13 protein-coding genes, 1 other RNA gene and 2 pseudogenes are annotated in these 12,991 nt (G+C 73.7%); 5 read left to right on the forward strand and 11 right to left on the reverse strand.

The features are described 5' to 3' along the window. Positions 1 to 190: 190 nt before the first annotated feature. From JK361_RS08525 to JK361_RS08540, 5 genes and pseudogenes are all read right to left on the reverse strand, one after another. Positions 191 to 748: an NADPH-dependent FMN reductase gene (locus JK361_RS08525; RefSeq protein ID WP_201815107.1), complete on the reverse strand. Its 558-nt coding sequence runs from the start codon at positions 746 to 748 to the stop codon at positions 191 to 193. Between the two features lie 249 nt (positions 749 to 997). Continuing rightward, positions 998 to 2,248, reverse strand: coding sequence for an erythromycin esterase family protein (locus JK361_RS08530; RefSeq protein ID WP_201815108.1), 1,251 nt, complete (start codon positions 2,246 to 2,248; stop codon positions 998 to 1,000). A gap of 52 nt (positions 2,249 to 2,300) precedes the next feature. Beyond that, positions 2,301 to 2,558, reverse strand: a complete 258-nt coding sequence (locus tag JK361_RS41115) for a hypothetical protein (RefSeq protein WP_372448695.1) — start codon at positions 2,556 to 2,558, stop codon at positions 2,301 to 2,303. 85 nt (positions 2,559 to 2,643) lie between these two features. Then, a pseudogene (locus JK361_RS42350) lies at positions 2,644 to 2,694 on the reverse strand (hypothetical protein); the annotation flags it as partial. 344 nt (positions 2,695 to 3,038) lie between these two features. Continuing rightward, complete coding sequence (locus JK361_RS08540) at positions 3,039 to 3,497, reverse strand: ATP-binding protein (protein ID WP_201815109.1); 459 nt, start codon at positions 3,495 to 3,497, stop codon at positions 3,039 to 3,041. Between the two features lie 188 nt (positions 3,498 to 3,685). Here JK361_RS08540 and JK361_RS08545 point away from each other — a divergent pair, with 188 nt between their 5' ends. Continuing rightward, positions 3,686 to 5,023, forward strand: coding sequence for an NsdA family TPR-like regulatory protein (locus JK361_RS08545; RefSeq protein WP_201815971.1), 1,338 nt, complete (start codon positions 3,686 to 3,688; stop codon positions 5,021 to 5,023). 337 nt (positions 5,024 to 5,360) lie between these two features. Here the strand turns inward: JK361_RS08545 and rnpB are convergent. From rnpB to JK361_RS08570, 5 genes and pseudogenes are all read right to left on the reverse strand, one after another. Continuing rightward, positions 5,361 to 5,765: RNase P RNA component class A (gene rnpB, locus JK361_RS08550), an RNA gene on the reverse strand. A 115-nt stretch (positions 5,766 to 5,880) separates the two neighbouring features. Next, positions 5,881 to 6,660, reverse strand: a pseudogene (locus JK361_RS42600) (DMT family transporter); the annotation flags it as partial. A 23-nt stretch (positions 6,661 to 6,683) separates the two neighbouring features. Beyond that, positions 6,684 to 7,505: an AraC family transcriptional regulator gene (locus JK361_RS08560; protein WP_201815110.1), complete on the reverse strand. Its 822-nt coding sequence runs from the start codon at positions 7,503 to 7,505 to the stop codon at positions 6,684 to 6,686. Positions 7,506 to 7,585: 80 nt separating this feature from the next. Beyond that, on the reverse strand, positions 7,586 to 8,107 hold the full coding sequence (locus JK361_RS08565) for a TetR/AcrR family transcriptional regulator (RefSeq protein WP_201815111.1): 522 nt from the start codon (positions 8,105 to 8,107) through the stop codon (positions 7,586 to 7,588). Beyond that, positions 8,100 to 8,516: a DUF4260 family protein gene (locus JK361_RS08570; protein WP_201815112.1), complete on the reverse strand. Its 417-nt coding sequence runs from the start codon at positions 8,514 to 8,516 to the stop codon at positions 8,100 to 8,102. Before JK361_RS08570 ends, JK361_RS08565 begins: the two co-directional genes overlap by 8 nt. Positions 8,517 to 8,547: 31 nt before the next feature. Between JK361_RS08570 and JK361_RS08575 the strand changes: the two genes are divergently transcribed. From JK361_RS08575 to eda, 4 genes are all read left to right on the forward strand, one after another. Further along, the gene (locus JK361_RS08575) at positions 8,548 to 9,201 is read left to right on the forward strand and encodes a MerR family transcriptional regulator (RefSeq protein WP_201815113.1); all 654 of its coding nucleotides are present in this window, start codon (positions 8,548 to 8,550) and stop codon (positions 9,199 to 9,201) included. Further along, positions 9,198 to 9,764 carry a hypothetical protein gene (locus JK361_RS08580; RefSeq protein WP_201815114.1) on the forward strand — a complete coding sequence of 189 codons (567 nt, stop codon included), beginning with the start codon at positions 9,198 to 9,200 and terminating at the stop codon, positions 9,762 to 9,764. The genes JK361_RS08575 and JK361_RS08580 overlap by 4 nt, the downstream gene beginning before the upstream one ends. 258 nt (positions 9,765 to 10,022) lie before the next feature. After that, positions 10,023 to 10,805, forward strand: a complete 783-nt coding sequence (yaaA, locus tag JK361_RS08585) for a peroxide stress protein YaaA (RefSeq protein WP_201815115.1) — start codon at positions 10,023 to 10,025, stop codon at positions 10,803 to 10,805. A 70-nt stretch (positions 10,806 to 10,875) separates the two neighbouring features. Then, positions 10,876 to 11,550 carry a bifunctional 4-hydroxy-2-oxoglutarate aldolase/2-dehydro-3-deoxy-phosphogluconate aldolase gene (gene eda, locus JK361_RS08590; protein WP_201815116.1) on the forward strand — a complete coding sequence of 225 codons (675 nt, stop codon included), beginning with the start codon at positions 10,876 to 10,878 and terminating at the stop codon, positions 11,548 to 11,550. Here eda and JK361_RS08595 read toward each other — a convergent pair. Continuing rightward, entirely contained in the window at positions 11,522 to 12,982 is a 1,461-nt protein-coding gene (locus JK361_RS08595; protein WP_201815117.1) for a bifunctional RNase H/acid phosphatase, read from the reverse strand. The two genes, eda and JK361_RS08595, sit on opposite strands and share 29 nt — an antisense overlap. Positions 12,983 to 12,991 lie beyond the last annotated feature (9 nt).

Below are 12,991 nucleotides of genomic sequence, written 5' to 3' on the forward strand. Positions count from 1 at the left end.
TGAGGGGAAAGGCTGGGCCGTCCACTGTCGGCCCAGCCGCCGACTGCCGCCTGCCAACCGTCGGCCGTCGACTGCCGGCTGCCGGCTGCCGGCCGTCAACCGTCGGCCGTCGACTGTCGGCTGTCGGCTGTCGGCCGTCGGCTGTCGGCCGTCAACCGTCGGCCGTCGACTGCCGGCTGTCGGCCGTCGGTCAGGACGTGAGGGTTCCGTCGGCCTCACGCGCCTCGGCGACGGCGACGGCGAGGTCGTCCAGGAGGCCGGCCAGGGCCGCCCGGGTCGGCTCGTCGGTGATCCGGCCGTCCGCGATCTTCCGGGTGGCCTGCGGGATGCGCAGCTCCTGCGGGATCACCCGGGCCCCCATCATGGCGAGCGTCTCGGCCAGCCAGGCCCGGGCCCGATCGCCACCGGTCACCGCGGGGGACGCGCTCGCGAGGGCCACCGGCTTGTCGCAGATCTCGCCTCCGCCGATCATCCACTCCAGGGCGTTCTTCAGCACGCCCGAGGTGCCGTGGGCGTACTCCGGGCTGACGATCAGCACACAGTCCGCCGCGCCGACCGCGGCCCGCAGCTCCGCCACGACCTCGGGCAGCGCGGTCTCCTCGACTTCGGCGTCGAAGAAGGGCAGACGGCCCAGACCCGGGTCGACGACGAGTTCACGCGGGGGCACGGTCAGCTCCGCCGCCGAGCGCAGCACGGCCGCGTTCAACGACCCGGAACGCAAACTTCCGCACAGGCCAAGGATTTTCATACCGATCAGCCTACGTTTCCGGAGGCGACCGGCAGGAAGCAAGCCACCCCGGAGACGGTGGGGGCGGCAGGCGGTCTCACCGGCCCGCGCCCCGGCACCGGCGGCGCACCGCAGGCGAGGCGGTCTCACCGGGCCCGTCACCCGGCACCCGGCACCCGGCACCCGGCACGACGACGCCCGTCACCCGGCGCGCCTGCTGTCGGGCGGGGTCCCTGAAGGGGTCGACGGTCCGGCCGGCTGCGCCGGCTCTCAGTCCAATGGCACCGAAGGCGTCGAGCGGGCCACGTACGCCAGTCCGTCGTACTCGCGCATGAGCACCGTGGGAGCCATGGAGAAGCGGTACGTCACACGGGGCACGCCGGCACCGAAGGACCGCATGAACTGCGGGCTCTCCAGCCAGCGGGCGACGGCGGGGCGGGTCCGGCCGCCGCGGAGGTCGATCAGGTGGTCCCGGGGTGTGGCCGAGGCCAGCCGGCCCTCGACGGAGCGCGGCCCCGCCGCGCCGATGGTGTGCCTCCTGGGCGGCCGGGTCGCGGAGTTTCCCGGGCGGGCCCGGAAGGCACCCTCGCCGAACAGCAGGCCCAAGGCGTAGTACCGCTCCCCGTAGTGGTCCCTGAGGTGCTGCCCCATGGCGGGTATGTCTCGCGCGTAACGGCCGGTGCAGACATGGCCGTTGTGGGCCCAGACGGCCACCTTTCCGGCGGAGCCCTCCTCCAGGGAGATCACTTCCTCGGCCATGTGGCGGTCCCGGGCGGCCAACGCACCCGTCTCCCCGCCGTCCCCGCGCGGCGGCCGGGAGGCCACGTCGGCCGCGGCCACGATCAGGCGCGCATGCCCGAGCGCGCGATCGGCGGCCGCGGCCCCGAGGTGCGAGGCGAGCCGGGGACGCTCTTCCCGGAGGAATCGCTCCAGTTCCCGTGCCTCGGCGAGGAGCCGGGGGCGCCGGGCCAGGAGAGTTCCCGCGCCCGCCTCCGCCAGGGCGCCGAGCGGGCCGCCGGTGATGTCCGCCCGTTCCGGCGCCGACGTGCGCAGGACGGCAGCGAGCGCGACGAGGGAGGGGCCACATCGCTGGGGGTCGATGCCCACGAAGCGTACGGCCCGGTCCTGCGGAACGGTCCGGTTGTGGGCACGCATCCACTCGACGACATCGAGCATCTCCCGGGTCCGCCACGTCCAGAAACCGAGACCGGTCACCACGTCGGCGGCATCACCGGTTCCGTGCAGCACGTAGTCGTCGACCGCCTGTGCGGCCGAGACACTTGCCTCCATGGCCAGGGCGGTGAACCCCATCTCCTCGACGAGGAAGCGCAGTAACAGGTGTTTGAGACGGAAGAACTCGGCGGTCCCGTGCGTCGCCTCCCCCATGCCCAGAACACGCACGTCACGCAGAATCCCGCGCAGTGGCTCCAGATCCCCGTGGCCCGGTCCCGATGCCTCGGGGCGCAGGCCGTCCAGCAACAGGGCACTCTCTTCCAGCCATCGCTGCACTTCCCCGGTCATCGCCATTCCCCTCCGCGTCACCTCGTGGCGCGGTGAGCCTAACTTCGGTACGTCAGACCGGCAGGCTCCAGGAGCGGCCGACGGGTGTTCCGAGCCACACGCGCTGGGTGCCGACCGGGTCCACGGTCAGGCCGAGGTCGCAGTGCGGGGGTGAGCCCGCGTCCTGCCAGCCGGTGAGAGCGGCTTCCACCTGGTCCCAGAGGTGAAGGCGGCCGTGCCGGTGCACGGTCCAACCGCCCCCGGCCGGTTCGGTCCACGCCTGCGATCCGGTGGCGACATCCACGAGGATCACGCCCGTGCCGGTGGTCATGAGTTCGGCGGACGGTGCGGCGAGTTGAGTCCGGAGTACCGTCCAGGCTGGTCTGCGTGCTCGTCTCCTGCGATGTCTCCGACCGCTTGTGCCTGGCCTCCACCGGCAGGGGCGTCCTGTCGGGGTCGACCCAGGCGGGAACCTGCGTGCCCGAGTCGAGGACAGGCCGGGCGGGGGGAAGGACAACCGCTGCGGGTCAGGGCCGCATGCGTCCGAGTCCCCAGGGCTTGATCTGATCCAGTGACGCCAGGGGCTGCATGAGTCTCCTCGTCTCTCAGATGATCCATCAGTGGCCCCGCCGCCCGGGGGGCAGACGGCGAGAGCAGCCCGGCCGGGGCGAGGCGTGAACGAGCATGCCCCCGGCCGGAGGCTTTCGGGCCGCCCGCCACGGTGGGGCGGCGCGCCAGACTCGCCGCGACCTCGCCCGGTGATGCGATCCCAGCCGTCCTGCGGTCGACGGTCCGCGGTGGTGCCGCCCGTTCACGCGTCGGCCCGCAGCTCGGCCCAGACCGTTTTGCCGGTGCGGGACGACTGCGCCAGCCAACGGGTCGCCAGTCCATCCACCACCGCCAGCCCACGGCCGGACTCGGCGTCGTCACCGGGTTCCCGGCGTACGACCCGACGCCTCGACAGGTCCGCGACCGACACCCACACCGTTCCTGGCTCGGGATGCTCCAGCGTCAGACGACACCAGCCCGGCTCCTCCGGCAGCGCGCCCGCCGGGCGAGCGTGCTGCACCGCATTCGTCACCAGCTCCGAGACGACCAACACGACGTCATCCGTCATCCCCTCCAGGTCCCAGCACGCCATGGTGGTGCGAACGCTCATCCGCGCCACCGCCACCGACGACGGGCAGAGGGGAAGCGTCTGCGCGTACCCAGGTACCGGCCCCGTCAGGGGGTGCAGTGCGGGCGGTCCGGAGGGAGCCGTCGTGGTCATAGTCGCCTCTTCGTCGTATCTGTGCCCGCCGGTCCCTCTCGGAGGTGGGATGGTCCGGCAAGCCGTCAACCGGCCCTGCGGGAGTGACCATCGAACGGCCGGTAATCATTCAACACCTGTGCGCGACCATGGGTAAGCGAGCACAGTGGACGGTGAGTTGCACAGGTTGCACACGCTCGGGGGTCACAATGGGACGACAGCCACTCATGCCGAACGACGCCCTGGCCGCGCTGATGCGAGAGGGGAACATCCAGAACGACCAGCTGGCACGCCGAGTCAACGCCGCCGGCGCCGAACTCGGCCTGAGCCTGACCTACACCAAAACGGCCGTCTCGCAGTGGCTGACAGGCCACCGGCCGAAGAGAGAAGCGCGACCTGCCGTCACCGAAGCGCTCTCGCGCCTGCTCGCGCGGCCCGTAACGGCAGCGGAACTCGGCTGGGGCAGCGACACCGCCGAGTCCCCGGACATGGTGTCGGGGATTGTCGACCTTGGAAGGGCGGACATGGACCCATCCCGGCGCGCTGTGCTCGGCGCGGGCCTGTACTCGGCGGCACTGGCCATCCCCCGCTACGAGGACGTCGCAGGCCGGACAGATCACGTCTCGGCCGGTCGCACCGTCCGCATCGGCCGGTCCGACGTGAAGACCGTGGAACGGATGACGGAGCGGATCGCGGACATCCTTGACGACCTCGGTGGTGGCCACGCCCGGCCCATGGCAGCGGCGTTCCTCGTCAATACCGTGGGGCCCTATCTGCGCGCCGACGGGACGGACGAGGTGAAGCGCGCGATGCGGGCAGCCTCCTCGGATCTGACGTACCTCACGGGGTGGATGGCCATGTACGAGCGCGAACATCGCGTCGGCCAGCGGTACTACGTGAAGGCGCTGAAGCTCGCCGGTGCGGCCGAGGATCACGTGACGTACTGCCGCACCCTGCGCGGTATGGCGTTGCAGGCCTCGAACCTGGGTTACGGCTCGAAGGCCCTCGAACTCGCCGACTCGGCCGCGGAAGCCGCTCCGGCCTCAGGGCCGCGCCTGGTGGCGTTCCTGCGCGGCCAGCAGGCGCACGGAGCGGCCATGGTCGGCGACCGGCGACAGGCGTTCGACCGTCTCCGGGAAACCGAAGAGGCGCTCTCGCAGGCAGACGGCCGCAACGACCACATCGGCGGATACGATCGCGCCGCCTACGAATTCCACGTCGCACACGTCCTCTGGGAACTCGGAGACAGGCCCGGATCGGTCAAAGCCCTGCGCCGGTCCAACAAGGCGCGTCCTTCCGGTGAGCGGCAGGGCCGCGTACACGCCACCGGTCTCCTTGCCACCCGGCTCATGGAGATGAGGCATGTGGAAGAGGCATCCCAGGAGTGGGACACGTTCCTGGACGACTACGTCGGCATCAGCAGCGCACGGGGTGACGAGCACTTTGCCGCCCTGCGGACATCCATCCGGCCGTACGCCTCGCTACCGGTCGTGCGCGCGCTGGACGCGCGGGCCCGCGACGTGGCCAGGCTGAAAGCCGCGGCCTGACCGGCACCACGGCGCTTCGCTCCCAACCGGAAGCGGGGCGCCGCCGCGTGCCGGCGGTTCCTCGCTCCTGGTCCCACAAGCGGCGAGCGGAACGGGCCCGACGGAGCTGTGAGGACGCGCCCCGCGCGGAGGGCTTGGGCGGCCGTGGACCGAGGCACAAGGGAAAGGCGCGTAGCACCCGGCCGTCACCTGGACTCGGGGCTGTAATGCCCCCGACCCACCCTCACGCAGAACGGCGAGCCCAGTCCTCATGCGATCGAGCCCGACCGGGGGTCCGGCCAGGACCGCACATGTGCGAAACGGCCTGTGACCTGCGTTGGTCAAAGGCTGTGGGGGGCAGACGAGTCGGGCTGTACGCCGGGTTCTGTTCCCCGGTGTCCTCGCGGACGCCGGGGCGACGGCCATCCATCTAGGGCCGACGTTGCCGTCGGCCTCGTGCGGTCTACCCGCGGACTCGGGCGGGCAGCCCTCGATCGTCCGCGCAGGGCGCTTGTGACGGCGCCCCTCTTGACCTTGCTCCGGGTGGGGTTTACCTAGCTGCCCAGGTCACCCTGGGCACTGGTGGTCTCTTACACCACCGTTTCACCCTTACCGAGGATCAGGATCCCCGGCGGTCTGCTTTCTGTGGCACTGTCCCGCGGGTCACCCCGGGTGGCCGTTAGCCACCACCCTGCCCTGTGGAGCCCGGACGTTCCTCGGGAAGCCCCCTAGGGGGACTCCACGCGGCCGCCCGCCCGGCTCGTCTGCCGTGCCGACCATGGTACCGGGCGGCCGCCGCGCCGCGAACCAGCGGCGGTCGCCAGGACCGAGCCGGCCAGGATCAGCGCGAAGGCGGCCAGCACGGTGGGGCTCAGCGGCTCGGCGAGGAACAGGGCGCCCGCGGCGACCGCCACCGCCGGGTTGACGTAGGTGACCACCGTGGCCCGGGTGGGCCCGGTCTCCTTGATCAGCTCCAGGAACGCCACGAAGGCCACCGCGGTGCAGATCACGCCCAGGGCGGCCAGCGCGGCCAGCACGGTGGGCGAGGGCAGGGCGGACGGGCGGGTGAGGGCGGCGGCGGGGGCGTAGACCAGGGCGGCCAGGGTCAGGCAGGCGGCCGTCAGGTGGAGGGACGGGACCTCCTTGAGGCGGCGGGCCGCGATCAGCGGGGCGACGGCGTAGCCCAGGACGGTCAGCAGGACCTCCGACAGCGAGCGCGCGTCTCCGCCGGTCAGGTGCGGGACGGTGAGGACCGCCACGCCGGTGAGGCCCAGGGTCAGGCCCGCGGCCCGGCGGACGCCGAGGCGTTCCGTGTCGCCCAGGAGCCGGGCAAGGACCACGCCGACGATCGGCACGCCGGCGATCAGCAGGCCCGCCGTCGAGCTGGACAGGTGCCGTTCGGCGTCGGTGAGGGTGTACCAGGGCCCCATGATCTCCAGGCACGCGAAGGCCAGCAGGGGGCGCCAGTGGGCCCGTACGGCGGTGGAGAAGCCGCCCCGGCGCAGGGCGAACGGCAGCAGCAGTGCCGCGCCGACCGCGCACCGCGTGAACACCACCACGGGCGGGGACACCGCGTCCACCGCCACCTTGATCAGCAGATAGGGGACGCCCCAGACCACTCCCATCAGGGAGAACAGGAACCAGCCACGTGCACTCATACGGCCGAGTCTCGGCCGCCCGGTCACGGGCTGTCTTGAACGCTGTTGCGGTAGGCGGCCGGGGTCACGCCGAGCACCCGGCGGAACCAGCGGGTCAGGTGCGCCTGGTCGGCGAAGCCGACGAGGGCGGCCACTTCGGCGGGGCGCAGTCCGGACTCCAGCAGCGCGCGTGCCTTGGTGACCCGGTGCTGGGCGAGCCAGGCGTACGGCGGTATGCCCATCGTCGTGCGGAAGGCGCGCAGGAGCTGGTAGCGGGACAGGCCGAGGTCGGTGGCGAGCAGGGCGAGGGAGGGCGGGTCGGTGAGTTCGTCGGCGAGGCGGTCGCGGACCGTGCGGGCTATGAGGTGGGCGCCGGGGACGCGGTCGGGGGCGGGTCGCGCCGTGGAGTGGCGGTGGGCCAGGGCGGCCAGCAGCCAGGGCAGGACGGACTCGGCCTGGAGCGGGTCGGGGCATGCGCTGAGTTCCGTGTGGGCGGTGCGCAGGGCCGCGGCCAGCGCGGGATCGTCGACGAGGGGTTCACGGAAGTGCGGGAGGCCGCCGAGGGTGGAGTCGGCGAGCAGGGCCGGCTCGGCGTACAGGGCGCGGTAGGCGTAGCCGTCGGTGGGGCTGCCGGGGCCGCCGGTGTGCATCTCGCCGGGTTCCAGGACGACGATCGTGCCCGGGCCGGTGCTGATGTGCCCGCCCCGGTAGTCGATGATCTCGAGGCCGCCGACGCAGACGCCGACGGTGTACTCGTCATGGGCGTGCGGGGCGTACACGTGCCGGCGGAAGTGCGCGGTGAGCAGGTCGAGCGGGGGTCCGCAGCGGCCCAGCCGGGCCCGCGTCCACCGTGCCTGCTCCCCCATGGGATCCGTCCCCTCGCGCTCCCCCCATGGGCCGTTCCCCCGGACTTCCCCCATGGCCTCCCCCTTCGCCGTGCCGCCCGCTACCGCTGCAACGCCGTGAGGCCGCGTTTCCATGCCGCGTCCAGCTCCGCGTCGGCCGGGAAGCGGCCGTGGATCTCCAGGACGACCATGCCGTGGGCGAAGGCCCAGACGGCGCGGGCCAGGTCCATGTCGCCGGCGCAGGCGCGCAGCAGCGGCAGGGCGGCCCGGTCCTCCAGGCCGGCCGGGAGTTCGGCGCGGGGCAGGGGGCGTTCGGTGGCCAGGCGGTACAGGTGGGGGTGGGCGAGGGCGTGGTCCCGGTAGGCGCCGGCGAGCGCTTCGAGCGAGCCGGGGGCGCGGGCCTCGGCGGCCTCCAGGGTCTCGGCGGTCTCGGTCAGCAGCTGTGCGACCAGCTCGACCTCCACGGCCTGCTTGTCGGGGAAGTGCTTGTAGAGGGAAGGGGCCTTGATGCCGAGGCGGTCGGCGAGGGTGCGCATGGTGAGGCGCGCGGCCCCGGACTCCTCAAGGAGGTCCCGGGCCGCCGTCACGATCTCCCGTGCTCGCGGGGTGAGCCGGTCAGCCACGCTGGAAGCCCTCCTTGGTGCGCAGTCCGTAACCGAAGGCGCGATCGTAGGAGATGTGGGCGAGCCAGCCGCACAGGGCCGCGAAGGCGGGCGGCCAGTCCACGGGGAGCACGGTGTAGGCGACGGCGAGTGCGAACGGGACCAGGGCGCGGTGCATCGCGTTGTAGCAGGGCACCGCACGCGGCGCCGGCTGCCCCTTGGCCATGCGGGGCGCGTCGGCCGCCGCGACCAGGAAGGTCAGGTCCGGCAGGACGAGGAAGGCCAGGGCGAGGGCCACGGCCGGCCAGCCGTGGTTCACGGACTCCACGACGGCGAAGGCCGTCCAGAACAGGGCGGACGCCAGCCAGGCGCCGCGGCGCAGGACGGCGGGCGTGGTGCGCGCGGTGGTGGTGCCGGCTGTCGCGGTCATGGCTGCCTCCGGAGGGGTACGGCACGGACAGATGGCTAACGCTGTTAGCCAGACCGTACGGCTAACACTGTTAGCCGTCAAGGCCCGCGCGATGGCGGCCCGGATCTTCGGCCTCCGGCAGCGCCACGCTGACGTGCTCGCCGACGACGCCGGCAGGGACCTCGCCGAAGTGCTCAGCGAACTCGACGAGGACCTCGCCCGGCAGGAGGCGGCGATCCGGGAACGCCGGCAGCGGCTGCGGGCGCTCCCGGACGCCGGCGAGCTGCCCGCCGGCGGACCCGTGTCGCCCGAACTGGCGGAGCTGCTGGCCGCGTTGCCCGCGGACGACTCCCCCATGGCCGCCAAGGACCGGGAGATCCTCGCCCTGATCGACACCGGGGCGCCGCCGCGGGAGCGGGAGCGGCTGCTGTCCGCGCTGCGCGGCGCCCTGGACGCCCCGGACGCGGTGGCGCGGGCCCGCGAGGCGTACGCGCTCCTCGACGCGCTGGCGGACGCCGCCCCGGACGACCCGCGCGTGGAACAGGCGGCGCGCACGCTGGCCGGCTGCGTCCCGGCCGGCCTCCTCACGGACGGCCGGCCGGAGCAGCAACAGGCCTTCCTGCGCGCCCTGTACGCCGACTTCGGGGCCGCCCAGGCGCAGGCGATACGCCGTACGCTGGAGATCCTCACGGGGGAGGAACGATGACGACGGTGTCCCGACTGGCCCGGCACGAGCTGCGGCTCTTCGCCAGCCTGGCGCTGTGGCTGGCCCGGCGCACCGAGGGTGCCGCCGCCGGGCAGGCGTTCGGATACGCACGCGGACAGGGCGCGACCATGCTGGGGCTGGCCTTCGTGTGCGTGGTCGAGACGGTCGGTGTGTCCTTCATGCTGCGCGACATGCCCGTGGCGCACGACGTGCTGCTGGTGCTGGACGTCTACACCGTGCTGTTCGTGCTCGGACTGCACGCGGCCTGCACGGTCCGCCCGCACGTGCTGACCACGGACGCGCTGCGGGTGCGGTACGGCGCCCACGTGGATCTGCGGATCCCGCTGACCGCGATCACCGCCGTACGCCGGGAGACCCGGAGCACGCACGGGACGGAGGCGGACGCGCTCGACCTCGCCGTCGGCTCCCAGACCACGGTGACGCTCGAACTCGCCGAGCCCGTCGTCCACACGAGCGTGCTCGGCCGCCGCAGGCGGGTGAGCGTGGTCCGGCTCTACGCCGACGACTCCGGCTCCCTCGTCCGGGCCCTCACTCCCGGGTAAGTCCGGCCCTCACTCCCGGTGGCCCCGGCCCTCACCCCCGGTGGGCCCCGGCCCTCACCCCCGGTGGGTCCCGGCGGGCCCCGGCGGGCCCCGGCCCCACACTCCCCGGTGGATCCCGGCCCTCACCCCCGGTGAGGAGGGGCCCAGGGGCGGGGCCGGGGGCGTGGATCTTGCGGTGGGGCGTGCGGCGGGCGTGGGGCCGGGGCGGGTGGGCGGCACGCCGTACCCTGGCGCGGAGGTCTATGTAAGGAGTACGTGTTGCTGGTCCTGCTGCCGCCCTCCGAAGGAAAGGCGAACCCGGGCGAGGGCGCCCCGCTGGAGCCGGAGTCGCTGTCCCTGCCGGGGCTCACCGCCGCGCGGGAGGCCGTGCTCGGGGAACTGGTCGAGCTGTGCTCCGGCGACGAGGAGAAGGCCCGCGAGGTGCTCGGACTGAGCGAGGGGCTGCGCGGCGAGGTCGCGAAGAACGCCGGGCTGCGCACGGCCGGCACCCGCCCCGCCGGGGAGATCTACACCGGTGTCCTCTACGACGCCCTCGGCCTGGCCACGCTGGACGCGGCCGCGAGGAAGCGCGCGGCGGACTCGCTGCTGGTCTTCTCGGGCCTGTGGGGCGCCGTGCGGGTCACGGACCGGATCCCCTCCTACCGCTGCTCGATGGGGGTGAAGCTGCCGGGGCTCGGCGCGCTGGCCGGACACTGGCGGACGCCGATGGCGGAGGTGCTGCCCGCGGCGGCCGGGGACGGCCTGGTGCTGGATCTGCGGTCCTCCGCCTACGCGGCGGCCTGGCGGCCCAAGGGCGAGGTCGCGGGACGGACGGCGACCGTACGGGTGCTGCACGCGCCGACGCGGAAGGTCGTCAGCCACTTCAACAAGGCGACGAAGGGCCGGATCGTCCGCGGCCTGCTGACCGCCGATGCCGCGCCGAAGGACCCCGCCGGGCTGGTGGAGGTGCTGCGGGAACTGGGGTACGTCGTGGAGGCGGAGGCGCCGGGCAGGGCGGGCAAGGCCTGGTCGCTGGACGTGCTGGTGGACGAGATCCACTGACACCCACCCGCGCATTGCAACATGCGCAACGTTCATTGCGTGTGTTGCAGTCGCTGGGCACGATGAGGACATGACCTCGCCGGCGCCCTCCCCCTCCGCTGCCTCCGTACTGGATCTCGCGCCCGTCCTGCCCGTGGTGGTGCTGGCCGACGCCGCCGACGCCGTGCCGCTCGCGCGGGCACTGGTGGCGGGCGGGCTGCCCGCGATCGAGGTGACCCTGCGGACCCCGGCCGCCCTGGACGCGATCCGGGCGATCAGCGCCGGGGTCCCCGGGGCCGTGGTCGGGGCGGGGACGGTGATCAGCCCCGGGCAGGTGGACGCGTGCGAGGCGGCGGGGGCGCGGTTCCTGGTCAGCCCCGGCTGGACCGAGGCGCTGCTGGAGGCGATGCGCGGGTCCGGGATGCCGTTCCTGCCCGGGGTGTCGACCACCTCGGAGGTCGTCACACTGCTGGAGCGCGGGGTGCGGGAGATGAAGTTCTTCCCGGCGCAGGCCGCGGGCGGTACGCCGTACCTGAGGTCGCTGGCCGGGCCGTTGCCGCAGGCCCGCTTCTGTCCGACCGGCGGGATCGGCCCCGGTACCGCGCCGGAGTATCTGGCCCTGCCCAATGTCGGCTGCGTCGGCGGCAGCTGGATGGTGCCGGCGGACGCGGTCGCCGCCGGGGACTGGGACCGGGTCGAGGAGCTGGCGCGGGCCGCGGCCGGGCTGGGGGCCCCTGTCAGGGACGCAGGTGGGACGTGTCGTTGAACAGCCGTACGCTCGCGTTGCCGTCCGCGTAGTACGCCACCGCCGACAGGGACGCGGCGGAGAGTTCCATGCGGAACAGCGCCTGGTCCGGGGCGCCGAGGGCGAGCCGGACGAAGGTCTTGATCGGGGTGACGTGGGTGACCAGCAGGACTGTACGGCCCGCGTAGGCCGCGACCAGCTTCTCCCGGGTGGCCTCGATCCGGACGGCGGTCTCCGCGAAGCTCTCGCCGCCGCCGGTGGGGTGGGCCCCAGGGTCGGCGAGCCAGGCGTTCAGGTCCTCCGGGTGGCGTTCGCGGACCTCGCCGAAGGTCAGGCCCTCCCAGGCGCCGAAGTCCGTCTCGCGCAGGCCGTCCTCGATCGCGACGTCCAGGCCCAGGCGGGCGGCGACGATGCCGGCGGTCTCGCGGGTGCGGGCGAGCGGTGAGGCGACGATCGCCTGGACGGTGCCGCGCCTGGCCAGGGCCTCCGCGACGCGCCGGGCCTGCTCGCGGCCGGCGTCCGAGAGGGAGGGGTCCGTGCCGCCGCTGCCGGAGAAGCGCTTCTGGGGAGTGAGCGGGGTTTCGCCGTGGCGGAGGAGGACGAGGGTGGCGGGGGCGCCGAGGTCGGGGGCGGCGCTCCAGCCGGGGGTCGACGGTTGCCGGGCGCCCTCGGGACGCGGACCGCCGGGAGCCGTGGGGTGCCGGTCGCCGGGAGCCGTGGGATGCCGGTCGCCGGGAGCCGTGGGATGCCGGTCGCCGGGAGCCGTGGGATGCCGGTCGCCGGGAGCCGTCGGGTGCCGGTCGCCGGGGGGCGAAGGGCGCTGCCCGCCGGGGGGTGCCGCCGCGCCCACCCGTGCCGCCCCAGCGGCACGACTGCCCGCGGCTGGGGCTTCGCCGGCGCCCTCGGCCGGGGCTGCGGCTTCCGCCAGGGCCGCTCGTGCTCTCGCCGCGCCCGCCGCCGCGTCGCCCGGGGGGCCCGAGGGCTCCGGGACGGCCGGCGGGGTGTCCAGCGCGGCACGGGAGTGGGACGGGGACCACTGCTGCCCCTTCGCCCCCGCGTCCATCGCCTCGTTGGCCAGGCGGTCGGCGTGCTTGTTGCGGTCCCGGGGGATCCACTCGTAGCCGACCCGGTCCGGCGGGAAGACGGACCTCGCCTCGGTCGCCAGGGGCTTCATGTCGGGGTGCTTGATCTTCCAGCGGCCCGACATCTGCTCGACGACGAGCTTGGAGTCCATACGGACGTGGACCGACGCGGCCGGGTCGAGGGCGTGGGCGGCGCGCAGGCCGGCCAGGAGGCCGCGGTACTCGGCGACGTTGTTCGTGGCGATCCCGATGTACTCCGCCGCCTCCGCCAGGGTCTCCCCCGTCACGGCGTCGCTGACCACGGCCCCGTAACCGGCGGGCCCGGGGTTGCCCCGTGACCCGCCGTCGGCCTCGACGATGAACTCCCTCACCCCTGAAGC

It is taken from the genome of Streptomyces musisoli, from assembly GCF_016741855.1.
In the GTDB taxonomy this organism is placed as follows: Bacteria; Actinomycetota; Actinomycetes; order Streptomycetales; family Streptomycetaceae; genus Streptomyces; species Streptomyces musisoli.